The organism is Allobosea vaviloviae (assembly GCF_001298265.1).
Classification (GTDB): Bacteria; Pseudomonadota; Alphaproteobacteria; order Rhizobiales; family Beijerinckiaceae; genus Allobosea; species Allobosea vaviloviae_B.
On sequence record NZ_LGSZ01000031.1, the window covers coordinates 162550 to 187012 of the forward strand.

General features: G+C 66.4%; 25 protein-coding genes and 2 pseudogenes. 6 read left to right on the plus strand and 21 right to left on the minus strand.

The annotated features are described in order from the left end of the window. Window positions 1-90: 90 nt before the first annotated feature. Complete coding sequence (locus tag AE618_RS09580; RefSeq protein WP_054208824.1) at window positions 91-846, minus strand: SIR2 family NAD-dependent protein deacylase; 756 nt, start codon at window positions 844-846, stop codon at window positions 91-93. 123 nt (window positions 847-969) lie between these two features. Between AE618_RS09580 and AE618_RS09585 the strand changes: the two genes are divergently transcribed. After that, window positions 970-2154, plus strand: a complete 1185-nt coding sequence (locus AE618_RS09585) for an aminotransferase (RefSeq protein WP_054208825.1) — start codon at window positions 970-972, stop codon at window positions 2152-2154. 109 nt (window positions 2155-2263) lie between these two features. Here the strand turns inward: AE618_RS09585 and AE618_RS09590 are convergent, their stop codons facing one another. From AE618_RS09590 to AE618_RS09605, 3 genes are all read right to left on the minus strand, one after another. Beyond that, on the minus strand, window positions 2264-2656 hold the full coding sequence (locus AE618_RS09590; RefSeq protein ID WP_054208826.1) for a hypothetical protein: 393 nt from the start codon (window positions 2654-2656) through the stop codon (window positions 2264-2266). A gap of 580 nt (window positions 2657-3236) precedes the next feature. Continuing rightward, the gene (locus AE618_RS09595) at window positions 3237-4766 is read right to left on the minus strand and encodes a UxaA family hydrolase (protein WP_054208895.1); all 1530 of its coding nucleotides are present in this window, start codon (window positions 4764-4766) and stop codon (window positions 3237-3239) included. Between the two features lie 638 nt (window positions 4767-5404). After that, the gene (locus tag AE618_RS09605; protein WP_054208828.1) at window positions 5405-5746 is read right to left on the minus strand and encodes a phasin family protein; all 342 of its coding nucleotides are present in this window, start codon (window positions 5744-5746) and stop codon (window positions 5405-5407) included. A 361-nt stretch (window positions 5747-6107) separates the two neighbouring features. Here AE618_RS09605 and AE618_RS09610 point away from each other — a divergent pair, with 361 nt between their 5' ends. After that, on the plus strand, window positions 6108-7742 hold the full coding sequence (locus AE618_RS09610; protein ID WP_082365144.1) for an SPOR domain-containing protein: 1635 nt from the start codon (window positions 6108-6110) through the stop codon (window positions 7740-7742). 63 nt (window positions 7743-7805) lie between these two features. On the opposite strand, the gene AE618_RS09615 is transcribed toward AE618_RS09610, so the two are convergent. Both AE618_RS09615 and AE618_RS09620 read right to left on the minus strand, forming a co-directional pair. Continuing rightward, window positions 7806-8519, minus strand: coding sequence for a DnaJ domain-containing protein (locus tag AE618_RS09615; protein ID WP_054208830.1), 714 nt, complete (start codon window positions 8517-8519; stop codon window positions 7806-7808). After that, window positions 8516-9277 carry a hypothetical protein gene (locus AE618_RS09620; RefSeq protein ID WP_082365130.1) on the minus strand — a complete coding sequence of 254 codons (762 nt, stop codon included), beginning with the start codon at window positions 9275-9277 and terminating at the stop codon, window positions 8516-8518. The genes AE618_RS09615 and AE618_RS09620 overlap by 4 nt, the downstream gene beginning before the upstream one ends. Window positions 9278-9474: 197 nt before the next feature. Between AE618_RS09620 and panC the strand changes: the two genes are divergently transcribed. Next, the gene (gene panC / locus AE618_RS09625) at window positions 9475-10323 is read left to right on the plus strand and encodes a pantoate--beta-alanine ligase (protein WP_054208831.1); all 849 of its coding nucleotides are present in this window, start codon (window positions 9475-9477) and stop codon (window positions 10321-10323) included. 12 nt (window positions 10324-10335) lie between these two features. Here panC and AE618_RS27255 read toward each other — a convergent pair. The 4 genes and pseudogenes from AE618_RS27255 to AE618_RS09640 form a co-directional block, all read right to left on the minus strand. Next, window positions 10336-10664, minus strand: a pseudogene (locus tag AE618_RS27255) (type II toxin-antitoxin system RelE/ParE family toxin). Beyond that, a complete protein-coding gene (locus AE618_RS09630; protein WP_054208832.1) occupies window positions 10624-10866 on the minus strand; it encodes a type II toxin-antitoxin system ParD family antitoxin in 243 nt (80 codons plus the stop codon). Before AE618_RS09630 ends, AE618_RS27255 begins: the two are co-directional and overlap by 41 nt. Window positions 10867-10938: 72 nt before the next feature. Further along, the gene (locus AE618_RS09635) at window positions 10939-11376 is read right to left on the minus strand and encodes a DUF1489 family protein (protein WP_054208833.1); all 438 of its coding nucleotides are present in this window, start codon (window positions 11374-11376) and stop codon (window positions 10939-10941) included. Window positions 11377-11445: 69 nt separating this feature from the next. Next, on the minus strand, window positions 11446-11799 hold the full coding sequence (locus AE618_RS09640; protein WP_054208834.1) for a VOC family protein: 354 nt from the start codon (window positions 11797-11799) through the stop codon (window positions 11446-11448). Window positions 11800-11832: 33 nt separating this feature from the next. Here AE618_RS09640 and AE618_RS09645 point away from each other — a divergent pair, with 33 nt between their 5' ends. After that, window positions 11833-12600 carry an SDR family NAD(P)-dependent oxidoreductase gene (locus tag AE618_RS09645; RefSeq protein ID WP_054208835.1) on the plus strand — a complete coding sequence of 256 codons (768 nt, stop codon included), beginning with the start codon at window positions 11833-11835 and terminating at the stop codon, window positions 12598-12600. Here the strand turns inward: AE618_RS09645 and AE618_RS27260 are convergent, their stop codons facing one another. The 4 genes from AE618_RS27260 to AE618_RS09665 form a co-directional block, all read right to left on the minus strand. After that, on the minus strand, window positions 12601-13059 hold the full coding sequence (locus tag AE618_RS27260; RefSeq protein ID WP_082365131.1) for a DUF4279 domain-containing protein: 459 nt from the start codon (window positions 13057-13059) through the stop codon (window positions 12601-12603). It lies immediately after the preceding gene. 3 nt (window positions 13060-13062) lie between these two features. Further along, window positions 13063-15048, minus strand: a complete 1986-nt coding sequence (locus AE618_RS09655) for an acetyl/propionyl/methylcrotonyl-CoA carboxylase subunit alpha (protein WP_054208837.1) — start codon at window positions 15046-15048, stop codon at window positions 13063-13065. A 29-nt stretch (window positions 15049-15077) separates the two neighbouring features. Then, window positions 15078-15725, minus strand: a complete 648-nt coding sequence (locus AE618_RS09660) for a cation transporter (protein ID WP_054208838.1) — start codon at window positions 15723-15725, stop codon at window positions 15078-15080. 111 nt (window positions 15726-15836) lie between these two features. Continuing rightward, the gene (locus tag AE618_RS09665) at window positions 15837-16613 is read right to left on the minus strand and encodes an SDR family oxidoreductase (protein ID WP_054208839.1); all 777 of its coding nucleotides are present in this window, start codon (window positions 16611-16613) and stop codon (window positions 15837-15839) included. A gap of 143 nt (window positions 16614-16756) precedes the next feature. Between AE618_RS09665 and AE618_RS27265 the strand changes: the two are divergent. Then, window positions 16757-17178, plus strand: a pseudogene (locus AE618_RS27265) (excinuclease ABC subunit UvrA); the annotation flags it as partial. A gap of 117 nt (window positions 17179-17295) precedes the next feature. Here the strand turns inward: AE618_RS27265 and AE618_RS27270 are convergent. The 4 genes from AE618_RS27270 to AE618_RS09690 all read right to left on the minus strand — a co-directional run bounded on the left by AE618_RS27270 (window position 17296) and on the right by AE618_RS09690 (window position 21087). After that, a complete protein-coding gene (locus tag AE618_RS27270) occupies window positions 17296-17838 on the minus strand; it encodes an ATP-binding protein (protein WP_197280736.1) in 543 nt (180 codons plus the stop codon). Then, the gene (locus AE618_RS09680) at window positions 17835-19370 is read right to left on the minus strand and encodes a GNAT family N-acetyltransferase (RefSeq protein ID WP_054208842.1); all 1536 of its coding nucleotides are present in this window, start codon (window positions 19368-19370) and stop codon (window positions 17835-17837) included. The genes AE618_RS27270 and AE618_RS09680 overlap by 4 nt, the downstream gene beginning before the upstream one ends. Further along, a complete protein-coding gene (locus AE618_RS09685; RefSeq protein WP_054208843.1) occupies window positions 19345-20136 on the minus strand; it encodes a helix-turn-helix domain-containing protein in 792 nt (263 codons plus the stop codon). Before AE618_RS09685 ends, AE618_RS09680 begins: the two co-directional genes overlap by 26 nt. Window positions 20137-20664: 528 nt before the next feature. Further along, window positions 20665-21087 carry a DUF2147 domain-containing protein gene (locus AE618_RS09690; RefSeq protein ID WP_082365133.1) on the minus strand — a complete coding sequence of 141 codons (423 nt, stop codon included), beginning with the start codon at window positions 21085-21087 and terminating at the stop codon, window positions 20665-20667. A gap of 130 nt (window positions 21088-21217) precedes the next feature. Between AE618_RS09690 and AE618_RS09695 the strand changes: the two genes are divergently transcribed. Then, complete coding sequence (locus AE618_RS09695) at window positions 21218-21622, plus strand: DUF2177 family protein (RefSeq protein ID WP_054208844.1); 405 nt, start codon at window positions 21218-21220, stop codon at window positions 21620-21622. Between the two features lie 56 nt (window positions 21623-21678). Here the strand turns inward: AE618_RS09695 and AE618_RS09700 are convergent, their stop codons facing one another. The 3 genes from AE618_RS09700 to lipB form a co-directional block, all read right to left on the minus strand. Continuing rightward, the gene (locus tag AE618_RS09700; protein ID WP_054208845.1) at window positions 21679-23286 is read right to left on the minus strand and encodes a carboxyl transferase domain-containing protein; all 1608 of its coding nucleotides are present in this window, start codon (window positions 23284-23286) and stop codon (window positions 21679-21681) included. Between the two features lie 115 nt (window positions 23287-23401). After that, on the minus strand, window positions 23402-23602 hold the full coding sequence (locus AE618_RS09705; RefSeq protein ID WP_054208846.1) for a hypothetical protein: 201 nt from the start codon (window positions 23600-23602) through the stop codon (window positions 23402-23404). A gap of 86 nt (window positions 23603-23688) precedes the next feature. Further along, complete coding sequence (gene lipB, locus AE618_RS09710; RefSeq protein WP_054208847.1) at window positions 23689-24405, minus strand: lipoyl(octanoyl) transferase LipB; 717 nt, start codon at window positions 24403-24405, stop codon at window positions 23689-23691. Window positions 24406-24463: the final 58 nt, after the last annotated feature.

Here is a 24463-nt window from a genome sequence, read left to right on the forward strand (position 1 = left end):
AACGGGGATGACAACGCCCTGCCCGCATAGCCTGTTTCCGCGCAGCCACAAGCGGTCTGGCGGCGTGGGACAGAAACACCGCAGGCCGCCCTATCCCGCCAGCCGCCCCAGCACCGCCCCGATCTCGGCCCGCACGACCAGATCGGCGATGGCGTCCAGTTCCGTCGGCTGGCGGTTGACGATGACGAGCACCGCGCCTCGCTTCTTGGCAATGATCGGCAGCGTCGCTGCTGGGTAGACCACCAGCGACGAGCCGACGACGAGGAAAAGCTCGGCCTCCAGAGCCAGTTGCTGCCCCCGGCTCATCTTGTCCTGCGGCATCGCCTGGCCGAAGGAAACCGTCGCCGATTTCACTGGCCCGGCGCACATCACACAGGATGGCGGCTCTCCGCTCGCCTCGAAGGCGGGGCGGATCGCCGCCAGTTCGTGCCGCCAGCCGCAGGTCAGGCAGGTCGCATAGGTGCCGTTGCCGTGGAGTTCGATCACCCGGTCGTCGGGCACGCCCGAGGCCTGGTGCAGGCCGTCGATGTTCTGGGTGATGATGGCGGGCGAGCGCCCCTCATCGACCAGCCGCGCGAGCGCCCGATGGCCGCGATTGGGGGCAGCGCCGGCATAATGGTCGTCCATCGCGAATTTGCGCCGCCAGGCTTCGATGCGCGCCTCGCGGCTCCTCACAAAGGCCTCGAACGGGATCGGCTTGTTGACCGTCCAGGGCGAGCCCGGCGTGCGGAAATCCGGCACGCCCGATTCGGTCGAGATGCCGGCCCCGGTGAAGGCGACGATCGACGCCGCACGGTCGAGCATCTCATGCAGCGCCTCGATGGCATCGTCAGTCTCGTTGTCCATGCGCTCTCCACTTCATCTCCCTGAGCGAGATATGGGCGGACCCGACTCAGCATCCAAGCTGATAGCCTGGCATGCGCAAGGGATGATTGACGCCAGCGTGCCGGGGTCCCAAAGCTGCCGGCCATGCTCCAGCCCGCCTCCGCCGTCCTGAACCCCAACCTCATCGACACCGGCACACCGCCGATCCCGCAGGCACAGGGCTGGGCCCGCGCCTATGACGGCCGCTCCGGCCCGCTGGTCGACCTCTCCCAGGCCGTACCAGGCTCGCCGCCGCCTGCAGAATTGCTCGAACGGCTGGCGCAGGCCGCGCGCTCGCCCGACTCGACCCGCTACGGGCCGATCACCGGCGACATGCCCCTGCGCGAGGCCTACGCGGCAGACATCGCGACGATCTACGGCGCGGCCTTCAAACCGGCCGAGGTGGCGATCACCTCAGGCTGCAATCAGGCCTTCGTCATGACGATGATGGCGCTGGCCAAGGCGGGCGAGAACGTGCTGCTGCCGGTGCCGTGGTATTTCAATCACGAGATGACGCTGCGCATGCTCGGCATCGAGGCGCGGCCCCTGCCCTGCGATCCCACTGCGGGCTTCGTTCCCGATGTCGCGACCGCCGAGGCGCTGATCGATTCAGGCACGCGCGCCATCGTGCTGGTGACGCCGAATAACCCGACTGGTGCGATCTATCCGCCCGCCGCCATCGCCGCCTTCGCCGAACTCTGCGCCCGGCGCGGGCTCTGGCTGGTGCTCGACGAGACCTATCGCGATTTCCTGCCCGCCGGCGTTGCCGCGCCACATGAAGTCTTCGCCACAACGAGCTGGCAGGATTCGGTCATCGGGCTCTACAGCTTCTCGAAAGCCTATGCCGTTCCGGGCTGGCGGCTCGGCGCGATCACGGCGGGCGAGGCCGTCATGGCCGAGATCGCCAAGGTGCTCGATTGCGTCCAGATCAGCCCTGTGCGCGCCGGCCAGGCCGCCGTGACCTGGGGCATTGAGGGCATCCGCCCGTGGCGCGAAGCCAACCGCATCGAGATCAACGCCCGCGCCGCGCTCTTCCGCGAGGCGATGGCCCCGCACAACGGCTGGCGCGTGCTCGCGGCCGGCGCCTATTTCGCCTATGTCGCGCATCCCTTCGCTGACGTGCCGGCCGCCGAGGTGGTGCGCGCATTGGTGCAGGAGCGAGGCGTGCTCGCCCTGCCCGGCCCCTATTTCGGACCCGGGCAGGAACAGCACCTGCGCATAGCCATCGCCAACGTCGCCGCCGACAGGATCGGCGAACTCAGCGACAGGTTGCGCGGGTTTTCGGTTTGAGGAAAAGCGTCATGCTCGGGCTTGACCCGAGCATCTCGGAAACCAGTTCATTCTCGTCCGGAGATTCTCGGGTCTACGCTTCGCTGCGCCCGAGAATGACGCTTCCCCGCTACTTCAGCAGCGCGGCGTACCGATCCCGATAAGCCCAGACCAGCAGCGAACCGAGCACAACCAGGATCACCGCGACGGGGATACCTTGCGGATTGATCACCAGATGGAACAGCACGATCACGGCCATCACCGGCGCGATCATGGCGAGGCCCAGGGCGGGGGCGATGTTGGTCAGCAGGCTCACGCCTCCGAGCAGGTTGACCGTCTTCAACAGCGGCCAGAGGAAGCCTGAATTCTGCAGCGCGACCTCGAAGGCGACGCCGCGCTCGCTCGTCGGCGGATGGATCAGGTGGCTTCCGGTCGCCAGCCACCAGAAGCCGTCGACGGCGGAGACGAGGAAGAGCAGCCCGAGCAGAACGCGCGGGATGGTGACGAGCAGAACGGTCTTCATGAGGAACCTCAGGCGAAGGAAAGGGAACGGCCGGCGCGCTGTCTCTCGGCGCGGCATCGTTACGCAGTCATTTCAGCCCGCCCCAAGGTTCACGATCTCCCGAAAAAAAGAGCCGGGCGCAAGCCCGGCTTTCCCATTGGGACCATGTTTGAGATCAGGGGCAGAACCAGATCGCCCCGACCGTGACACAACCGCGCGTACGCCAATTGCCCGGCCGCGCGCCGTAGCGGCGATATCCGGGAGGGGCAAAACGGAAGCGTCCGCCCGGCGCGTAACGCGGACGGGGGCCGTAGCGTCTCACGCCGGGAGCACCGCGGCGATACTGGTGGTTACCGCGAAACTGGCGGTTCCCGCGATACTGGGGCTCGTTGCCGCGGATTTGGACCGTTTCGATATCGAATGGTCGAGCCGCGCCGAGAAGGCCTGTCGATGCGGCGGGGGCCGAAACAGGTGTCGCGACAGCAGGCCCCCCGACGAACAGGAAGGCTGCGAGAACGGAGGTGGCGAGCACGTGACGGGTCATCGGGTCCCTTTCCCAGGCAATGGGATGGAACGCATGGACGACCGCGTCTGTTCCCCCTCACATCGTCGCGCCGATCTGCCAGGGCACGAACTCGGCGTCGCCATAGCCCATCTCTTCCGACTTCGAGTGCTCGCCCGAGGCGATGCGCAGCAGGTAGTCGAAGATCTCCTGGCCCTTTTCCTCCAGCGTCACGCCGTCGAGGACATCGCCGCAATTGAGGTCCATGTCGTCGGTCTGCTTGAGATACATCGGCGTGTTCGTGGCGAGCTTGACCGAAGGCGTCGGCTTGCAGCCATAGGCCGAGCCGCGCCCGGTGGTGAAGGCGAGGATATTGGCGCCGCCGGCCACCTGCCCGGTCGCCGAGACCGGGTCGTAGCCGGGCGTGTCCATGTAGACGAACCCCTTGGACGTCACCGGCTCGGCATAGTGGTAGACTGCGGCCAGCGTCTTGGTGCCGCCCTTGGCGGCCGCACCCAGAGACTTCTCCAGGATCGTGGTCAGCCCGCCGGCCTTGTTGCCGGGCGACGGGTTGTTGTTCATGTCCATCCGGGCGCGGGCCGTGTAGTCCTCCCACCACTTGATGATGCCGACGAGCTTCTCGCCGACTTCGCGGGTGGCGGCGCGCCGCGTCAGGAGATGCTCGGCGCCGTAGATCTCCGGCGTCTCGGAGAGGATCGCCGTGCCGCCATGCTCGACCAGGAGGTCGACGGCCTTGCCCAGCGCCGGATTGGCGGTGATGCCGGAATAGCCGTCCGAGCCGCCGCATTGCAGCGCGAGCATCAGTTCCGACGCCGGCACTGTCTCGCGCACGGCGCGGTTGGCGATCGGCAGCATGACCTTGAGCGCGTCGATGCCGGCCGCAACCGCCTTCCTGGTGCCGCCGGTCTCCTGGATCGTCAGCGTGCGGAAGACATCGCTTTCCTCGACGCCATAGGCGTCCTTCATGCGCTTGATCTGGAAGCCCTCGCAGCCGAGCCCGACCACCAGCACGGCCGCCATGTTCGGGTTGCAGGCATAGCCCCAGGTGGTGCGCTTCAGCACCTCGAAGCTCTCGCCATTATAGTCGATGCCGCAGCCGGTGCCGTGGGTGAGCGCGATCACGCCGTCCACATTCGGATAGTCGGCGAGCAGGCCGGAGCGCTTGACCTCCTCGGCCATGAAGCGCGCCGCCGAGGCCGAGCAGTTCACCGAGGTCAGGATGCCCACATAATTGCGCGTGCCGGCTTTGCCGTTCGCCCGACGAAAGCCCTCGAAGGTCGCCTGCTGCTCGACCGGCAGCACGAATTCCGGCTTTGCCTCGGCGCAGAAGGCATAATCGCGCTCGAAGGCGTGGAAGCCGGTATTGTGCTCATGCACCCATTCGCCGGGCGGGATATCGACCGTGGCGAAGCCGATGATCTGGCCGAACTTGCGGATTGGCTCGCCGGTCGCGATCGCCGCCAGCGCGAGCTTGTGCCCGCGCGGAATCCGTTTCAGCGCCGTCACACCTGCCGCCGTGACGCCGACATCGACGGGATCAACGGCGACGGCGACATTGTCGGCAACGTTCAGCTTCAGGGTCCGCGGCGGAATCGCTTTGTCGAGCATGGGAGGAACCACTGGCTTGCAGGCCGCGGCGCGCGCGGCGACGGGCAAGACATGCGCTTCCTCGCGACAGTTTTCAATCGGTTCAAAGAACGTGAGCCTTCGGTCGTAGCTGGGCCGCCGAGCTTCCGCGTGATGGTCAAAGAGGATGTGAAAAAATACTGGTTGTCGAAGGCGCAATATGGCACGCATTTTATGTACGGGACGAATCGCGCCCGTCTGAACCCGCCGAGTTTCTCGGCGGGTTTTTTGTTGGCTCGAGAACGAGACCACGACCCCGCATGCTTGAAATCCTGCTGGACGTGGTGGTCGCCCTCGTGATCGGCGTTGTCTCCAACCTACTCAGCCTGCCGAAGAAGTCGGATCGCGCTTCGCGTCGTACGTCGACGAGATTCCGATCCTTCAGCGGGTGGGGTATCAGGTGGACGGCGCTCGATCACGAAGACGATCACACGTCCTAAAACTCGCTCACTCTCACGAGTGAAGGCCAGTGGAGGCCAGCGAGAGCAAAGGCGCCTGCCTTAATATAGGAATAAATACTTATTAGATTGCCCTTTGGCAAAGAAAAACCCGGCCTCGCGGCCGGGTTCGATAGCGTGTCAGGGAACCGGCGCCGCCCTCGCGGGCAGCACGGCATCACATCACTTGCTGGCCGGAACGGCCTTGGCGACGATGCCCTCGAACGGCTTGTAGGCGTCCTTGGCCAGCGAGGAGTAGAGCTCGCCCATCTTGGTCATCTGGGCAATCGCGCCCTCGAAGGCGGTCTTGACGTAGTCGGTCTGGATCTCGATGGCCTTCTCGAGCGTCTTGACGCCGGCCAGCTTCTCGATCGCGGCGGTGCCGGTCTCGAAGGACTTCTTGGCGTAGTCGGTTGCCTCGACGGCGATCGTCTGCACGCTCTTGGAGGTAGCGCCGAAAGCCTTCAGGGCCGCGTCGACGTTCTCTTTGGAAGCCTTCTGGATGGTCTCGAACTGCTGGATCATGTTTCTTCCCTCGGCACGAATGCCGCCTCTTGCTGACGAGCCCGAAGGCCCGGGTTTCTGCGCCCCTAGGTCAGATGAAAGCGTTCATCACCGGGACTGACTGCATATTGTGCAGCGCAACATGAATGTCAAGGACATGCTGCAATGCATCAGACGCAGGCCGCCTGTCGCGCATCACGCATCGAGATCGTTAGCCTTTTAACGGCTCCGTAACCGCATCGTCCTAACCTCCTCAACTGTGTCCCTTATGCCACGTCGCAGGACGTGGCCGGGACCGGGGACGTGAGTTCTGGTTGAGGCGGGTTGCATGGCTTTCAGTTGCGTTGGGTCCCGGCGCGTGCGCTTTCGCACGCTCGTCGGAATGATCGGTATCGTCGCGATCGCGGTGGCGACGGTGGCGTCTCCGGCCGAGGCGGCCCGCAAGAAGCGGCGCCATGTCGGCGGCGGCTATGCGCCGCCTTATGCGGCGATGGTCGTCGACGTGAAGTCCGGCCGTACCCTGCACGCCGTCAACGAGGATGCCCCGCGCATCCCGGCCTCCATCACCAAGGTCATGACGCTCTATCTGCTGTTCGAGCAGCTCGAGCGCGGCCGCTTCAGGATGGATTCGGAGCTGACGGTCTCCGCCAACGCCGCGCGGCAGGCGCCCTCCAAGATCGGCTTCGCGCCTGGAGAGACGATCTCCGTGCGTGATGCGATTCTGGCCCTGGTGACCAAGTCGGCCAACGACGTCGCCATGGCGGTCGCCGAGAATGTCGGCGGCTCCGAGGACGAATTCGCGCAGATGATGACGGCCCGCGCCCGCTCGATCGGCATGAGCCGCTCGGCGTTCTACAACCCGCACGGCCTGCCCCACAGCCCACCCAACATCACCACGGCGCGCGACCTCACCATCCTGGCCCGCGCCATCCAGGAGCGCTTCCCGCGCTACTATCCGATGTTCTCGACGCGCGTGTTCAACTATGCCGGCGGCGCCTATCGCAACCACAACAAGCTGCTCGGACGGGTCGAGGGCGTGGACGGCATCAAGACCGGCTACACCAATCTCTCCGGCTTCAACCTGATGACCTCGGCCAAGTCGGAAGGCCGGCACATCGTCTCCGTCGTGCTCGGCGGCCGCTCCGGCAACGCGCGCGACAAGATCATGGCCGACCTCGTGGCGCAGACCTTGCCGCGCGCCGCAACCAGCGGCCGCGCCACCGCCGTCGCCGAGGCGCCCGAGCCCGAGGAGCGGCAGCCGGAGCGTGTCCAGGAACGCGCTCCCGAGCGCCAGCGCCCCAGCGCTCCGGTCGTAACCGCCGCGGCGTCCGAGCCCGCGCCGCTGCCGGTTCCGCGTCCGCGCATCGAGACGGAAAGCCCGCTTCCCGCCGCCGCCCGCGCCTATGCGCCGGTCGCGACGACGACCCCGATCGCCCCGCCGCGCCCCGTCAACATCGGCGCCGCCCAGCAGTTGCAGATCTCCGGCATGCGCCCGGTCGCCGCGACGACGACGCCCTCGGCCATGCGCTGGTCGATCGGCGCTCCCGCCGCCGACGGCAAGGTCATGCGCCCGCCGGCGAATGTCGACGTCACCTCGTCGATCGCCAAGGTCGCCGAGCCCGAGGAGAAGCCCGCGCTCAAAGTGGCCGCCCTGGCGCCCGCCCCGACCGAGAAGAAGCATGAGGCCGGCACCACCACGGTCGCCAAGCTCGCCGAAAAGGCGCCCGAGCCGGCCAGGACAGCTGAGGTCCGCCCCGCCGTCGCGACAGCCGGCAAATGGATCATCCAGCTCGGCGCGACCGATGACGAGGCCAAGGCCAAGGACATCCTGGCCCGCGCCCGCGCCAAGGCTTCCGGCCCGCTCGCCGATGCCACGGCCCTGACCGAGAAGGTCGAGAAGGGCGGCTCGACGCTGTTTCGCGCCCGCTTCGCCGGCTTCGACGACTCCAAGGATGCCGAGAAGGCCTGCGCCAGGCTCAAGCGCGACGGCTTCGCCTGCTTCGCCACCCGCGGTTGAACGGACAAGGGACAAGGAACGCTGACGATGTCGTACCAGACCTACCCTTTCCCGGCCGGCACCTCACTTCAGAAGGACGTCCTTGGCCTGGTTGACGCGAGCGGCAAGTCCGCTGGTGCCCCCGGCATCCGGATGGATGCGCTTCATCAGCCCGCGATGGGCCTCGCGGATCGCCTCCTCGCCCGCCCCCGGCTGAAGCCCCAGGATCTCGTAGGCCTCCTGCTGCGACATCGCGCCCGTGCCCGTCGCGCGGCCCTGCCCCGCGTCGCGGTCACGATCAGCGTCTTCACGCCAGCCGGGCGACCGGCGGTCGAGATATGCCTCTAGCAGCCGGGCTCCTTCGGGATCCCGAGCGAGGCACTCGCGCATCAGCGCGCTGATCTCGGCCAGCGACAGATCGTCGAGGCTGCGTCCGGCGAAGCTGCCGCCGCTGACCGTTCCGGTCATGCCGCCGCTGTCATGGTCGAGCTCCATCGACAGCAGCACCGAGGCGACCTTCGAGCGCGCGCCGGGCGTCTCGCTCGATCCGGTGCTCCACGGAAAGCGTATGCCGCCCGGCCCGGTCGCGCTCCAGCCGAGCAGCCAGGCGCCGATGCCGCCGACGAACAGCGCCATGTCCATCCGCCCGCGCATCATCAGGAGGCCGGCGACCCCCAGTGAAAGCACGCCGCCGCCGCTCTTCATCGCCTTGGCGAGAAGCCTCGGATTGGTGCTGGCGAAGAGCTTCGAGACCCACCAGAACAGCAGGACGGCGGCGAGGCCGTAGAGCAGCGTCACCGGCGGCCTCCATCCATCGCGCCGAGCAGGCCGCGCACGGCCGGGCTGCCGCCGGCGAGCTTCAGCATCGCCTCGCGCCCGCCCGCCGCATAGGCCGCGGCGCCGCGCAGCAGATCGAGCAGAGAATCGGGCGCATTCACGTCGAAGCGCGCATGCGCCCCGCCGGTCAGCCGCGCCATCGTGGCAAAGGCTGCGCTCGCCGCCGGATCATGCCCCTCCTGAAACAGGAAGCCGCGGATGCCGCGCAGTCCCAGCTCACCAGCGAGCGCGGCCAGGGCATCGACATCCTCCTCCATCGCGTCGCCGACGAGCACGAAGGCGCGGATCGGCACGGACTTCGCCTCGTCGCGGATATGCTTGAGGACGCGCGCGATCTGGGTCTGGCCGCCCTGGCAGGCGATCGCCCCCATCAGCCCGTTGAGGCGGCGCGGTTCGCCGACCCAGCCCGAGGCCCGGCATTCGCCCAAGCCCCGGAAATAGACCAGCTGCACAGCCAGCCCGCCGCTGGTCGCGGCGACCTCGAACATCCGCGCCTGGAGCGAGCAGGCGAGGTCCCAGGTCGGCTGGCGGCTCATCGTCGCGTCGAGCGCGAAGACCAGCCGGCCCGCCTGCCCGGTCGCCAGTGGCGCGAGCTGCTTGGCCGCGCCGAGGAAACGGTCGATCTCGCCCGGCGCCGAACGGCCCGGACTCACGCCCGTGCTGGTGGTCTTGTCGAGCGCCCTATCGGTCTTCTCTGTCATGTCCCTGATATTGGCCATCGGCGGCGCATTTGCTACCCGTGCGCAGCGACGGCAGGAGCCCGTCCACACAGCCCTCATCCTGAGGAGCGCTCGCAGAGCGCGTCTCGAAGGATGCTCCAGCGATCTCCGGAGCCTCCTGAAACATCCTTCGAGACGCCGCAAACGCGGCTCCTCAGGATGAGGGCTGTGTGTGGATTGAGCAGGGAGCCAACTCGATGACCCAGATCGCGATCTTCGAAACCGTCGCCGCGATGCGTGCGGCCGTGGCGGGATGGCATGCCGCCGGCGAAAAGGTCGGGCTCGTGCCGACCATGGGCGCGCTACATGAGGGCCATATCGCGCTGGTCAGGGAGGCGCAGCGCCATGCCAGGCGGGTGATCGTCTCGATCTTCGTCAATCCGACGCAGTTCGCGCCGCATGAGGATTTCAAGAAGTATCCGCGCACCTTCGACGACGACTGCGCCCAGCTCGTCGCAGCCGGTGCCGACGCGGTGTTCTTCCCGCCGGTCGAGGAGATGTATCCGGCCGGCTTCGCCACCCGCGTCCTGCTGCTGGGACCGGCGGCGGTGGGGCTCGACGACCGTTTCCGGCCGACGCATTTCGAGGGTGTCGCCACGGTCTGCTGCAAGCTCTTCACGCAAAGCCAGGCCGATTTCGCCGTTTTCGGCGAGAAGGACTACCAGCAGCTGAAGGTGGTGACGCGGATGGCCGCCGATCTCGACCTCGGCATCGAGATCGTGCCGCTGGCGACCTTCCGCGAGCCCGATGGTCTCGCCATGTCCTCGCGCAACCGCTACCTCTCGCCCGAGCATCGCGCGCTGGCGCCCTTGCTGCACCAGGTCATGCAGGCGCTGGCGACCCGCATCCGCAACCGCGACGAGCTGTTCAGGGCGGTCGCGGAGGCGCAAGGCGAGATCATCGCGGCCGGCTTCGAGCTCGACTATCTGGAGGCCCGTCACGCGCAGACGCTGGCGCCGGTGACCTCGCTGGCGGACGGGCCGATCCGGCTGCTGGTCGCGGCACGGATCGGCGCGACGCGGCTGATCGACAATATCGCGGTGTGAAAACCAAGCCGCTTAAAAATGGCGGCTCACATCCATCCTTTCGTGGAGCACGCGCATGATGTCGATGCCCGCTTCGGAGAGGCGGTAGAAGACGACGTGCGATCCAACCCGATATTGAGATAGCCGGCCCGAATATCGGCGGAACGGCCTTGCTTCCTGCCGGCAGCCAGTCCTTCAAAGGCTCCAATGATCGTGGCGTGGTAGCTTTCGGCCTGAATCGGCGACCAGCGCAGGGCTGTATAGGACCAGATGTCTTCGAGATCGGCCTGCGCCAGCGGGGAAAGCCGGTAGCGACCCGCCTCAGCCATGCCTGGCGCGCATCCGCGCCAGGAACGCATCATTGTCGAAGGCGATCGGAGGGCCAGACTGCTCTCCGGCGATCAACGCATCCTGAAGCGCCTGGACCTTGGCCTCATGCTCTTCAAGCAGTTGCAGACCGGCCTTCACCACGTCGCTGGGCGAGCCAAACCTGCCGGCCTTCACCTGCGCGCCGACAAAATGGTCGAAATGATCATCCAGCACGATCGGAGTGGTCTTCGACATGGCAACGTTCTCCGGACGATGCCCACAGATTAGCAAAATCGATGGTCATCGCCAACCGACGGCACGGAGCGCCTAAAGCAGCCCCATCTCCGCGAGCTCCCGCCGCAGCGCCTCCGGCATCGCGCCGAGGTCGCCGCTGCGGCCGTCGATGTCGCGCGGCGCGTCCGTCTCAGTGAGATAGCGCCAGCCCTGGAACGGCCGGCAGGGGCGCGGCTCCAGCGGCACCACCACCGGCTCCAGCACGAGATGGCAGCGGCCGATGCCGTCGCCATCGGTGAAGGGGCGGATCGCGATCAGGCGCTGGCGGGCGCAGATCTGGCCCTTGATCACCCAGTACAGCGATCCGCCCGCGACGATCTCCTCGACGCGCTTGGGCACCATCCGCGTCGTGTGGATCTGCTCCTGCGGACGGCCGAGCCGCCGCTCCAGCGTCATGCGCTCCTCGATCCACTCCTCGAGATCGCTGATCGATTCGGCGCCGACGCAGAGCTTGAGCAGGTGGAGAGGCATGGGCGGCAATCTAGTGGGGGTAAGGCGACCGGGCCAGCACCTGTGGCGTTTCTCCACAGCCGGAGATGATCAGCGCCGATGAGCGAGAATATTGAGCAACTTGCCGAACGGATCGCGTACGAAAAATCGCCGCACGCCCCATTCCTCGTCTGCGGGGCCGTATTCGACCGGGAAGCCGGCGGCAAGGACGCGCTGGTGGATGATATCGAGATCGTCGACTTCAATCGAAATGTCGGGCACCGGTGCCCCGCCACCGCCGTGGCGGGCAAAGCTGATCTGTGGCGCCGACGCCCCCTCGCCGGCGAGGGTGAGGATCCAGCCATGGTCCATCACCCGTTTCAATCCGAGGATGTCGCCATAGAACTGGCTCGCCCTCTCCGGCTCTTCGGTCGCTATATTGGCAACGATCCGAGTCACGACCATACACCCCTCCTTGGCATGTAACGGAGCTTCCTCATGCGCGGACTTGCAGGCAAGGCCATCCTCGTCACCGGTTCGTCGAACGGCATCGGCTATGCCATGGCCCAGCGCCTCGTGGCTGATGGCACCAAGGTCCTGATCCATGGCCGCGACCAGGCCGAGATCGACGCCGCCTGCCGCCATCTGGGCTCTGCCACGCAGGGCATGGCAGGCGACCTCGCCGATCCCGCCACGGCGCAAGCGATCGTCGATGCCACGGTCAAGGCCTTTGGCCGCATCGATGGGCTGGTCAACAATGCCGGCATCTATCCGCGCGGCGCCATCGGCGAGACCACCGCCGAGTTCTTCGACCATATGTTCGCCGTCAACACCCGCGCGCCGCTGCTCTGCGCCGAGGCCGCGATCCGGGCCTTCCGCCTACAGAAATCGGGCGGCGCCATCGTCACGGTAGGCTCGCTGAACGCCTGGTGCGGGGCGTCGAACCTGACCGTCTACTCAATGTCCAAAGGCGCGTTGATGACGATGACGCGCAACCTGGCGGATGCGATCGGCCCGGAGCGCATCCGGGTCAACCAGCTGAATGTCGGCTGGACCTTCACCGCCAATGAGGACGCGACCCAGCAGCGCGAAGGCCGCAAGCCCGGCTGGGAAACGCAAGTCCCGGTCCGCCAGGCTCCGAGCGGCCGGATTATGCAGCCCGAGGAGATCGCCGCGCATACCGCCTTCTGGCTCTCCGACGAAAGCGCCCCGGTGTCCGGCCAGGTCTACGAGGTCGAGCAGTTTCCGGTCGTGGGGCGGCTGTAATCAGGCCAATCCCTGATCCTGCGGCGGAAGCGAGTCATCGACGTCGGCGGCGTAGATATCGAGATCGAGTTCCAGCCCGCGCTGGCCGATCGCTGCCTGTATCGCCGGGCTGAGATTGATGCCCCAGTTCATGCCCGGCATGAACACCCCGCAGAACAGCTCCGCTCGAAAGCGGCCCGTCAAAACGTGCCACCGCGACAGATCCTGCGTCGTCGCGCCAAGCAGCGCCACAATCTTCGCTTCAAGATCGCCGGGCTGATCTTGGCTTATCGATAGCGACCACAATCCAAACCGAGCCAAACCCAAGCACGTCCCGTTCGGCGAGGTTCTCGGGTCACCTTTCCGATACGCTCGCGTCGGCTGGCTGCCGATCACGGTGCTGACCTCGTCAGGATTGAGTTCGTCGCCGCTGAATCGCAGGCTGACAGCGATGCGTTCGCTCAGATCATGATCGATCACACCTCACTCCCCCAGCACAACCACCTTCGCACCCTCAGCCACTTGCGCACCCGGCTCGCCCGCGACCTCGCTGACGGTGCCGTCGCGCGGCGCCACCAGCACATGCTCCATCTTCATCGCCTCGACGATGGCGAGCCGTTGGCCCTTCACCACCGCATCTCCGGCGGACACGAAGAGCGCGATCAGCTTGCCATGCATAGGCGCCTTGATGATGCCGCCCGACCCCGCGGCCGCATCGAGATCGACACTAAACGGATCGAACAGCGCAACGGATGTCTGCCGGCCGCGATGCAGCGCCAGCCAGGTGCCACGCTCCGCCTGCGCCAGTGCGATCTCGTGCTCGCCCTCGTCGATCTCATGGCCGGGCAGGCTGACGCGGGCGCCCTCCTCATGCCATTCGATCTGCGCCTCGACCCGCACGCCATCGACCAGCAGCGGCAGGCCCAGCGCCGGACGCGGCATCAGCGAAAACGCGTCCGCATCGAGCCAGGGCGAGCGCGCCTCGCCATCGGCCCGCTCCGCCGCCTGCATCAGGCCGGCAAGCTGACGCTCCTCCTCGAGCTGGAGCGCAGCGGCCGCCACCGCCGCCGCATCGAGTGGCTGCGGCTGCGCCCCCAGCGCCGCGCTATTGCGCTCGATGAAGCCAGTGTCGAAGGGACCCTCGCGAAAGCCTTGCGCCTCCGTCAGCCTCTTCAGGAAGGCGAGATTGGTGCGTGGGCCGGCCACCACGGTGTCGCCGAGCGCCGCGCCGAGCCGGTCGAGCGCCTCGGTCCGCGTCGCGCCATGGGCGATGATCTTGGCGATCATCGGATCGTAGAACGGCGTCACCATATCGCCGGCCTCGACCCCGGTATCGATCCGGATGCCTTCGCTTTCGGGAAACTGCAGCGCCCAGAGCTTGCCGGTGGAGGGCAGGAAGCCCTTCTCAGGATCCTCGGCATAGAGCCTGGCCTCGACGGCATGGCCTGTGGCTTTCACATCCGCTTGCGAGAAACCCAGGGGCTCCCCGGCCGCGACCTGCAGCTGCAGCTCGACCAGATCGAGCCCGGTGATCGCCTCCGTCACGGGATGCTCGACCTGGAGGCGCGTGTTCATCTCCATGAACCAGAAGCCGTCGGGTCTCAGCCCGTCTCGCCCGTCGGCGATGAACTCGACCGTGCCGGCGCCGACATAGCCGACCGCCTTGGCGGCCTCCGTCGCGGCCTTGCCCATGGCGGCGCGGACCTCGTCGATCATGCCCGGCGCCGGCGCCTCCTCGATCACCTTCTGGTGGCGGCGCTGCAGCGAGCAGTCGCGCTCATAGAGATGGACGACATTGCCATGGCTGTCGCCGAAGACCTGGATTTCGACATGGCGCGGCGAGAGCACATATTTCTCGACCAGCACGCGCGCATCGCCAAACGCGCTTTGTCCCTCGCGCTGGGCGCTGGTCAGCGCATCGGCGAAATCCTCGGGCCGATCGACGCGTCTCATGCCCTTGCCGCCGCCGCCCGCGACCGCCTTGATCAGCACGGGATAGCCGATACGCTGCGCCTCCTTGCTGAGGAAATCGACGCCCTGCTCGGCGCCGTGATAGCCCGGCACCACCGGCACATTCGCCTGTTCGACCAAGGCCTTGGCGGCGTCCTTCAATCCCATCGCGCGGATCGCCGAGGCTGGCGGGCCGACGAAGACGATGCCGGCCTGCGCACAGGCCTCGGCGAAATCGGCATTCTCGGAGAGGAAGCCATAGCCCGGATGGATGCAGGCGGCGCCCGCCTGCTTCGCCACTGCCAGGATCTTGCCGGCGTCGAGATAGCTCTCGCGGGCCGGTGCGGGGCCGATCGGATAGGCCTCGTCGGCCATCTGCACGAACAGCGCCTCCGCATCGGCCTCCGAATAGACCGCGATGGTGCGCAGGCCCAGCCGGCTCGCGGTGCGGATCACGCGACAGGCGATCTCGCCGCGATTGGCGATCAGGATGGAGGGCAGCTTTTCGGCGATCGACATGGGCAATGTCCTGACAAGGCGTGCCGCCTTTATAGCCCGCCCACCTGCCCTGTCGCGGCCTTGTTCTGCACAGCCGGATCGGCAGGCGCCGTCTTCAGCGAGCGCCAGATCGCCCATGTCGCCTGGAAGCAGATGCCGGCGACGACGACATCGAAGAGATATTCCGGCCAGCGCACCGGCGCGACGCGGGCCAACAACCCGACCAGCGCGAAGCCCGTCGTCGAGATCACGTCGTTGCGCGAGGACAGCCAGGTTGCCTTGATCACCGGATTGCCCTCGGCCCGGAAGCGCCAGAGCACGCCGACGATCGCAACCGCTACGACGACCGCGCTCGCCGCCGAAAACCCCAGCGTCCAGATCTCGATGGGGCGCGGCACGGCGATCTTGTCCCAGAGGTCATAGAGCGTGTGCAGCCCCGCCACCGCCATCACGGCGCCGATGGCGAGCGCCGCGAGTTTTTCGGCCCGCGGATCGCGGCCGAAGACCACGGCCGCGATACCGTAGAGCGCGACGTCATAGACCCAGTCGACGCCGTCCTTGAACAGCTGCGCATTGCCGACGACAAGAGCCCAGACGACGACCCCGACCGCGAAGACGAGGATCGACAGCGCAATCCCCCAGATGGTGAGGGTGTAGGCACGGGCGACGCGCGGCGAGACGGGAAGATGCTCACTCATGCGGGGCTACCAAGCCGTCATTCTCGGGCGTAGCGAAGCGCAGACCCGAGAATCTCGTCGAAGAGATGCTCGGGTCAAGCCCGAGCATGACGTCCGCGCCCAGCAGCCCCCTCACCCGCGCCCGACGAACGGCGCGTTCGTCGCCATCACCGTGACGAACAGCACGTTGGCCTCCGGCGGCAGGCTCGCCATGTGCAGCACGGTGGTGGCGACATTGTCGACATCCATCACCGGCTCGACCTTGATCGAGCCGTCGGCCTGCGGCACGCCGGTGGTCATCTTGCGCGCCATCTCGGTCAGCGCATTGCCGATATCGACCTGGCCGACCGCGATGCCGTATTTGCGCCCGTCCAGCGCGGCGGTCTTGGTCAGGCCGGTGATGGCGTGCTTGGTCGCGGTATAGGCGACGGAATTGGGCCGCGGCGCATGGGCCGAGATCGAGCCGTTGTTGATGATGCGCCCGCCCTGCGGCTGCTGGTCCCGCATCGCCTTGAAGGCGGCCTGCGTGCACAGGAAAGGCCCTGTCAGGTTGGTGTCGACGACCTTCTGCCAGTCCGCCAGCGAGAGATCCTCCAGCATGATCCCGCCGGGCGCATTGACGCCGGCATTGTTGAACAGCACGTCGACCCGGCCGAAGGCCTGCTTGGTCGCGGCAAACAGCGCCTGCACGGAGGCCGGATCGGTGACGTCGGTCGAGACGGCGAGCGCCTGCGATGCGGGCACGCCCGACAGCGAAATCGTCTCCTCCAGCGCATCGAGCCGGCGGCCGGCCAGCACGGTGCGGTAGCCGTCTTTCAGGAAGGCGAGCGCCACGGAGCGGCCGACGCCCGATCCGGCTCCGGTGATGATGGCGACCTTGTTGTGAGCAGGACTGCTGGCGGAAGGCATGGCGTATCCTCGTCGTTTCTTCGGCTTCAACCGATTGAATGAAGGTCGGAGCATAGCAGCGGCGGCGCGCGGCGGAACAGGCTTTCGTGGGGTGGGTGTTGTGCGTGACATATGGCGAAGGCGTCGCGCGCCAGCACGGCGTCGGCGGCGAGGCCCAGCGCCTCAAGCTCTCCAAGGAGCTCTCCAAGCGAGCCACCGGCCGCCGCCCCCGACAGCCTGGACGAGCCGGCCACGGCCTGCATGTCCACGACGTCGCCAAGCTGATGGAGTTGCTGCACGAACTGGTCGAGCAGGGCAATTCCGTCGCGGTGATCGAGCACAACCTCGACGTGGTGAAGACGGCCGACTGGGTGATCGACTTAGGGCCGGAAGGCGGCGAAGGCGGCGGCATGGGCATGGCGCAAAGGACGCCGGAAGAGATCGTGCGGGTTGGGAAGGGGGCATACCGCGCGGTTCCTCAAGGGAGGTGCTGGAGCGCCGGCCGATCAAGGGGGCGAAGGTACAGAGGAGGCGGCGGAGTAGCGTGGCGAGCGGTCATTCGGGCTGTTGCCGACATCGGACATGACCGAACCCAACAGGTCGATCCTGCTCGCGCCATCAATGGCCGATTGGTTCTCGGCACAGACCGCACGGTCAACACACGGCACTCGGATAGCGAAGCAAGTTGAGCTAATCCAGCCGACTAACCGGCGAGTAACTCAGCAAGGCGCTCTGTCGGATCGCAATCGAGCAGATGAAACGGCCGGCCGATGTCGTTGGCGATCCGCCGCGCAGCGGTTTCGGCGAGGCTCTGGTGCTGGGCGAGGGTCACCAAGTCCCGAGCAGGGCGTTCGCGTCCAGCGTCGAGACGGCGACGCTCGAAGATATTAGCGGGATCGGCGGCCAGGAAAGCGATGGCGTCTAGGCTCAGGGCGGCGAACACCGTGCTTGGGATTTCGAGCACGCCATCGCAGCTGTCTATGAGACTGTGCCCGTCAAACACAACCGGCAGGATGGTCGTCCGGGTCAGCCGTTCGAAGGAGGCGATCATCAGGGCCTGGTTGTCGAGCACTGGTCCGGTGCGTAGGGCTTCGGAGGAGTCAGGCGCTTGCGTGCGATGTTGCTGCTCAGCTTTGATCAGACTACTTGCCTGTAGGTGGAGTAGCGGTGTGTGAACCGCTACTTGGCCGATGAGCGTCGATTTGCCAACTCCCGAAAGCCCGAGCAGTGCTACCCGGCGCGTCACACTGCGAACCCTAGATCCACCTGCTTGAGAACCGATGCCAACTGGTGGGGCTCAAGGTGCATGATTGACTGCGGCGGGTGCCCAGCGAAAACCTTATCGCGCTTCAGTGCTGCCAGTCCGACCGGCGGCTCGAAATGCCCGGCGAGAAGGAAGTTGATGACCTTCACCGGCCTGTCGGCAGAGGCGTCCATGCGCGTCAATTGGGCATCGGTGTAGACCGATCGCCCCCCGGCCAGTCGCCGCAAGTCCTCGGTTGAACGCGCGAGGGTCATCTCCTCGAATACGCCAACGGTGGTGATCGCCTGCGACGGTGGCAGAGCGGCCTTACCCTTATAGAAGAATAGCAGAGCACCGGGCTTGGCGATCCAGGCCTGGGCCCGGCAGAGGTAGACCTTGCGGATGGTGTTGCCCGGCCGATGAAGACCGATGTCGGCCGATGTCGGGAATAGGTTCATCTGCGACTGCTCGAACAACTCCGGGAACAGCACCCGATGGAAATCTTCCTTTATCGGAATGGCGTAAGCGTCGACGCCCGCGCCGGCGGCGAACCGCGGGTAGTTTAGCCGAGCGAGGTCGAATAGCGATCCGCCGTCGGTAACCTCCAGCTTTTCGCGCGGCAGGGCCTTCTCATAAACCCGTTCACCGTTGGGTTTGTCATAGGTATAGGCGAAGCCATAGTATTCGAGAAGGCCAATCAGAGTCGTCTGGCTGGAGTAGGTCGTCAGATAGACGACGTCGTGCTTGTTCGACTGGGCGTACCAGAGTACCTGCTTTAGCAGCAGTTCCCCAAGTTTCACTCCGCGGCTCTCGGTGCGAACCTTGAAGGTGCAGACCTTGAGGATCTTGCCGCCCGGGAGCCGGGCGTCGGTGTCGCTCGGCCCTTCGTCCTTACGCACAACAAGGCCGGCGATGCGGCCTTCGTCCAACACGACCCAGCACTTTCGCATCGGCCTGACGCACTTGTCGCGCCACCATGCGTCGAACAGCGGATAATCGGCGCGCAAGCTCGCAAAGATCGGGTCATCGATGGGGATGGTGTGGGCGTCAACCTCCCGCACCGCGGGGAGACTGACGTTGACAGTCGCATAGGTACTGCGCAGCAGGGAGACGGCGTCGGCGACGTGCAGCACTCGGCTGGCCAAGGCCGCCGAAGCTCGGAGCGCCCGGTCGTGCAGACCCTGGTCTTGAGTGACCAGGAAGTCGACGACCCCAATATCCAGGGCGTGCAGCAGGGTGGCGTCGACGATGTCGTTGGGTTTGCGCAGCGCACCGTAGCGCGCTTCCAGAGTTACTTTGTCGAGGCCGATCACCCTGGCGATGACCGGGAATTTCTGGATCTTGCTCAGCGAGACGCGGCGGCGGGCAACGTCCTTGTCGCGCTGGATGTCGTCCACGGATGCAGCGTGGACGCAGATGCCGACGCCATACCGTGCCGCCTCCTGTTGAAGAGCGGCGAAGACGGGCACGACCTCGGCGTGATCCTCGAGGCCGATGAAGACATTCGTATCAATGAGGTATTTGGGAGCACTCATATTGTAGCGCTTCCCGCATCTTGGGTGTCGCGTAGAGGTAGGACTGCGGAGGTTCGAAACTAAATCGCTCGCGCAACTCGCTCAGGTCGAGCGGGCGGCGCAGGCGGCGGGCATGCTTGAGTTCGATGGCGACGCCACTGTCAACGCCCTCGAAATAACGGTCAAAGTTTTCGCGCGCTATGCAGGCGCGATCAGAGAAGCGGTCCCAGATGTCGCGCGGCGTGCGACAGTGCACCTCGCCGATCTCAGCTAGGCCTAGCAGAGCGCGGGTAGGGCTGGTGGCATAAATGAACGCCGTGGCTCCAACCGGCGCAGTCACAGGAAATCGGCGGCGCAGTTCGATGGTCTTTCGGCCCTCAATGATCGCTTCGCAATATTCAGGCTTGATGCTGAACACCACGTCCCGCCGCAGTGGATAGGGGGTCTCGCCGATGATTGGCAGAAGCAGCTGGTTCTCGTCGACAGCATCGAACTGGAAGGAAGTCTCGCGCATGCTGGTCACCAGCGCAGCCGCATCGCTGAACTGCGCGTCAATCCGCAATGTGGCACCAAGGGCGGCGAGGTAATCGCGCAGGGTCGAAACTAGGATGTCCTTGCGACCCTCAACGCGGGAGACGACGCCCTGGCTGATGTTTAGCCGGGCGGCGAGGTCGGCTTGAGTTATCCCCGCCAGATTGCGGATCTCGCGCAAGCGCGCGCCGATATGCTCGTCGCCCTGCGACTGCGCATCCAGACGTGCTTCGAAAATCTTGCCTTCCAGCTTCATCACGAACTCATCCTTCGAGAATCAGTATTACGTGAAAGGCATATCGGCGCCAACCTTATCCCCGCCCTCCAAACCTCACCCCATACTCTCCTCGCCCATCACCCAAACGGGGCGGCCATCCGGAGGTGTGCCAGAGGTCGGGTGAGGGTCGGCGCCTGCGGCTGGTCTCACACGCCAGACTCGGGAGGCTTCGGGGCACCGCCCTGGGGACACTACGGTCCCTGTGCGAGGAGCTCGCTGGAACGGTCGGCGGCGACAACGCCGGTGCCGGGTTCGACGCGACGAGGCGATGAGCCGAACTGGCGTCACATGGACCCAAGGGTGCCGGCGGCAACCGACCCGATAAGCGCGGCCCGAGGTCCGAAATCGCCGAAGGCGGAGCGCCACGGGGCGTGCGACGGGTGGCTCAATCCCGCCGCGCCGCATCCTGGCTCAACGGATGCGGATTTGTTCTCGCGCCTCGCGGCGCTCCGCCAGCCTCTGCTTCGATACGTCTGCGCCAGCGCGCGGGCGGGCTCTGGCGCGCCCCTACTGAGCCGGGGTCCAGTTCACCGTCTTGCACAGCACCCTGGCGATGCAGCCGCGTGTCGAGAGGCCGTCGGGCTTGACCGTCAGCGTCATGCCGTAGCGGCGGTCGCGCTTGGCGTCGAAGGCCGTGCCGCTCAGCGTGCCGTCGGCCTCGGGCTTGAGCGTCATCACGAGCTTGTCGCCGACCTCCTCGCCACCGCTGGTGTCCTTGATCCAGAGATTGGTCGCGCAGATGTCGCCGCCGCAGGGCGCGATCCGGACACGGGCATTGCCGTCGTCGCGCAGCCAGACCCCGCTGGGGTCGACCCCGTTGGCGAGCAAGGGAAGCGGGAGCGCCGCCGCAAGCAGCAGGACGACCGCGCCGGTGGCCGACGCCGCGGGCTTCAGATGCACGGACTTGAGAGAGGCGGACGTCAGATGCATGGATAGGCCTCCACTGTGTCTGGAGTGCCGATACGCACGGGAACGGCAAGCGGTTTCAGCGATCACACGCAATGTGATCCTCGCGCAGCACACCGGCGTAGAGTTGGCAGACCCCAACCGGAGACACGCCGTGAAAACCGTCCTGACGGCCTATGCCGCCACCGCAATCGCCTTTCTCGCGATCGACGCGGTCTGGCTCTCGACCATGGCAAACCTGCTGTATCGCCCGCTGCTGGGCGACATGCTCAGCCCCAGCTTCGCGCTGGCGCCCGCCGTGCTGTTTTATGTCATCTATGTCGGCGGCATCGTCTTCTTCGCGATCCTGCCGGCGCTCGAGGCGCAGCTGTTCCGCAAGGCGGTGCTCAACGGCGCCGCGCTCGGCTTCGTGGCCTATGCAACCTACGACCTGACCAACCAGGCGACATTGCGGAACTGGCCCGCGATCGTCACCATTGCCGACCTGATCTGGGGCACGCTGCTGACGGCGACCGCCTCGGCGGTCGGCTACGCGGCCGCGCGCCGCGTCGCGGGCTGAGGGCACGGCGCGCGATCAGGTCACGCCTCTCCCGTCATTGCGCCGGCACTGACGGCCTACATCCGGAACACGCCGAACTTCGTCTCCGGCACCGGCGCGTTGAGGCAGGCGGAGAAGGCCAGCGCCAGCACGCGGCGGGTTTCGGAGGGCAGGATGATGCCGTCGTCCCAGAGCCGGGCGGTGGCGTGATAGGGCGAGCCTTCCGCCTCGTAGCTCTCGCGGATCGGCGCCTTGAAGGCCTCCTCCTCGGCAGCCGACCAGGCCTTGCCCTCGGCCTCGAGATTGTCGCGGCGGACGGTGGCGAGCACGCTCGCCGCCTGCTCGCCGCCCATCACCGAGATCCGGGAATTGGGCCAGGTGAACAGGAAGCGCGGGCTGTAGGCCCGGCCGCACATGCCGTAATTGCCCGCCCCGAATGAGCCGCCGACCAGAACGGTGATCTTGGGCACCCGCGCCGAGGCGACGGCGGTGACGAGCTTCGCCCCGTCCTTGGCGATGCCGCGCGTCTCGAAGTCCCGCCCGACCATGAAGCCGGTGATGTTCTGCAGGAACAGCAGCGGGATCCTCCGCTGGCAGCACAGTTCGATGAAATGCGCGCCCTTCAGCGCGCTTTCGGAGAACAGGATGCCGTTATTGGCGATGATGCCGACGGGAATGCCGTGGATGCGGGCAAAGCCGGTGATCAGCGTGGTGCCGTAGAGCTTCTTGAACTCGTCGAACTCGGAGCCGTCGACCAGCCGCGCGATGACCTCGCGGATGTCGTACTGCTTCTTGAGATCGGTAGGCACAACCGCTTCGAGCTCTTCGACCGGGTACAACGGCTCGACCGACTCGGCGATGTCGAGATCGGGCCGCTTGACGCTGTTGAGATTGCCGGCGATGCGCCGCGCGATCGCCAGCGCATGGGTATCGTCGCCGGCATAATGATCGGCGACGCCCGACAGGCGCGCATGGACATCGGCGCCGCCGAGATCCTCGGCCGAGACGACCTCGCCGGTCGCGGCCTTCACCAAGGGCGGCCCGCCGAGAAAAATCGTGCCCTGCTTCCTGACGATGATCGTCTCGTCCGACATCGCCGGGACATAGGCGCCGCCGGCGGTACAGGAGCCCATTACCACCGCGACCTGCGGAATGCCTTGCGCCGAGAGATTGGCCTGGTTGTAGAAGATCCGGCCGAAATGCTCGCGATCCGGAAAGACCTCGGTCTGGTGCGGCAGGTTGGCGCCGCCGGAATCGACCAGATAGATGCAGGGCAAGCGGTTCTCGGCCGCGATCTCCTGGGCGCGGAGATGCTTCTTCACCGTCATCGGGTAATAGGTGCCGCCCTTGATGGTGGCATCGTTGCAGACGACCATGCATTCGCGGCCCGCGACGCGGCCGATGCCGGCGATCATGCCGGCGCCATGGACATCGCCCTCATACATCCCGAAGGCGGCAAGCGTTCCGATCTCGAGGAAGGCAGAGCCCGGATCGAGCAGGCGCAGCACGCGCTCCCGCGGTAAAAGCTTGCCGCGCGCCGTGTGGCGCTCGCGCGACCTGGCATTGCCGCCGAGCGCGGCCGCAGTGCGCCGCTCCTCGAGTTCGGACCGCAAAACCGCCCAGGCCTGGGCGTTGGCGCGCGTCTCGGCCGAATTCAGATCGACCTTGCTCTCGATGACCGGCACGGCGCGCGCTCCCAGGCGAATTGTTCTTGCCGGGTTATGGCGCGGCGCGGCGCAAACGCCAACCGGCGCGGATGCTCACAGGGGCAAGCGAAAATCCGCAATGCCGTCCGGGGGGCTATTCTCTGGCCTTGTTGATCGAGCCGGTCACGCTCGGCCCCGCCACGGCCCCGATCGCGCCGCCTGCAACCGCCCCGATCGGCCCCAGCACGATCGCGCCGGCCCCGGCCCCCGCCGCCGCGCCGGCGATGCGCTGGTCGGTATTGGTGCAGGCCCCAAGGCACGCCGCAACGGCGGCCGCGAGCATGAATTTGGTCATGATCGTCCCTTCCCTCTCCGTCTGTCCGTGACGGGCAGGATGGGCGGGCTTGGTCAACGGGAGGTAAACTGGGCGTTTCGCGCCGCTCAGGGAACGATTGTCGGCCCGAAGATGCGCTCGAACTGCGCACGCAACTCGGCATCGACATCCGCCATCGTCAGCGGCAGCCCGAGGTCGACGAGCGAGGTCACGCCATGCTCGCTGACGCCGCAGGGTACGATGCCGTCGAAATGCGACAGATCAGGCTCAACATTGAGTGAAATGCCGTGGAACGAGACCCAGCGCCGCACGCGAATGCCGATCGCGGCGATCTTGTCCTCGGCGGATGCTCCTGATGGTCCAGCCGCCTTCTCCGGCCGGCGCACCCAGACGCCGACGCGGTGCTCGCGCCGCTCGCCCCGGATGTTGAAGCCGTCGAGCGTGGCGATCAGCCAGGATTCGAGCGCCGCGACGAATCGCCGGAGATCGGGCTCCCGCCGCTTCAGATCGAGCATGACATAGGCCACGCGCTGGCCCGGCCCGTGATAGGTAAACTGCCCGCCCCGGCCGCTGCGATGCACCGGGAATCGGTCCGGCGCGATCAAATCCTCGTCCCTGGCCGAGGTGCCGGCGGTGTAGAGCGGCGGGTGCTCGACCAGCCAGACCCGCTCGCGGGCCAGCCCGTCGGCGATCAGCCCGGCCCGCATCTCCATCTCGGCGACGGCGTCGTCATAGCCGACGAGGCCCTCTGCCACGACCCATTCGACCGGCGCGGAGCCGGCAGAGCTGAGGAACAATTCGGCAAGCGCCTCGCGCGTCTTCACTGCGCATTAACCCTGTTTGGCCCAACCTCGACATCGAAGCGGCGGCCAGCCTCATGCT

Coding starts and splice junctions, on each gene's coding strand:
- AE618_RS09705 (WP_054208846.1), bottom strand. CDS start 23,602: ATGACCAAATTCATGCTCGCGGCCGCCGTTGCGGCGTGCCTTGGGGCC.
- AE618_RS09580 (WP_054208824.1), bottom strand. CDS start 846: ATGGACAACGAGACTGACGATGCCATCGAGGCGCTGCATGAGATGCTC.
- AE618_RS09660 (WP_054208838.1), bottom strand. CDS start 15,725: ATGAGTGAGCATCTTCCCGTCTCGCCGCGCGTCGCCCGTGCCTACACC.
- AE618_RS09685 (WP_054208843.1), bottom strand. CDS start 20,136: ATGAAGCTGGAAGGCAAGATTTTCGAAGCACGTCTGGATGCGCAGTCG.
- AE618_RS09655 (WP_054208837.1), bottom strand. CDS start 15,048: ATGTCGATCGCCGAAAAGCTGCCCTCCATCCTGATCGCCAATCGCGGC.
- AE618_RS09680 (WP_054208842.1), bottom strand. CDS start 19,370: ATGAGTGCTCCCAAATACCTCATTGATACGAATGTCTTCATCGGCCTC.
- AE618_RS09620 (WP_082365130.1), bottom strand. CDS start 9,277: ATGGCCAATATCAGGGACATGACAGAGAAGACCGATAGGGCGCTCGAC.
- AE618_RS09640 (WP_054208834.1), bottom strand. CDS start 11,799: ATGGTCGTGACTCGGATCGTTGCCAATATAGCGACCGAAGAGCCGGAG.
- AE618_RS09645 (WP_054208835.1), top strand. CDS start 11,833: ATGCGCGGACTTGCAGGCAAGGCCATCCTCGTCACCGGTTCGTCGAAC.
- AE618_RS09585 (WP_054208825.1), top strand. CDS start 970: ATGCTCCAGCCCGCCTCCGCCGTCCTGAACCCCAACCTCATCGACACC.
- AE618_RS09590 (WP_054208826.1), bottom strand. CDS start 2,656: ATGAAGACCGTTCTGCTCGTCACCATCCCGCGCGTTCTGCTCGGGCTG.
- AE618_RS09665 (WP_054208839.1), bottom strand. CDS start 16,613: ATGCCTTCCGCCAGCAGTCCTGCTCACAACAAGGTCGCCATCATCACC.
- AE618_RS09605 (WP_054208828.1), bottom strand. CDS start 5,746: ATGATCCAGCAGTTCGAGACCATCCAGAAGGCTTCCAAAGAGAACGTC.
- AE618_RS09610 (WP_082365144.1), top strand. CDS start 6,108: ATGATCGGTATCGTCGCGATCGCGGTGGCGACGGTGGCGTCTCCGGCC.
- AE618_RS09630 (WP_054208832.1), bottom strand. CDS start 10,866: ATGTCGAAGACCACTCCGATCGTGCTGGATGATCATTTCGACCATTTT.
- AE618_RS09595 (WP_054208895.1), bottom strand. CDS start 4,766: ATGCTCGACAAAGCGATTCCGCCGCGGACCCTGAAGCTGAACGTTGCC.
- AE618_RS09690 (WP_082365133.1), bottom strand. CDS start 21,087: ATGCATCTGACGTCCGCCTCTCTCAAGTCCGTGCATCTGAAGCCCGCG.
- AE618_RS09635 (WP_054208833.1), bottom strand. CDS start 11,376: ATGCCTCTCCACCTGCTCAAGCTCTGCGTCGGCGCCGAATCGATCAGC.
- panC (WP_054208831.1), top strand. CDS start 9,475: ATGACCCAGATCGCGATCTTCGAAACCGTCGCCGCGATGCGTGCGGCC.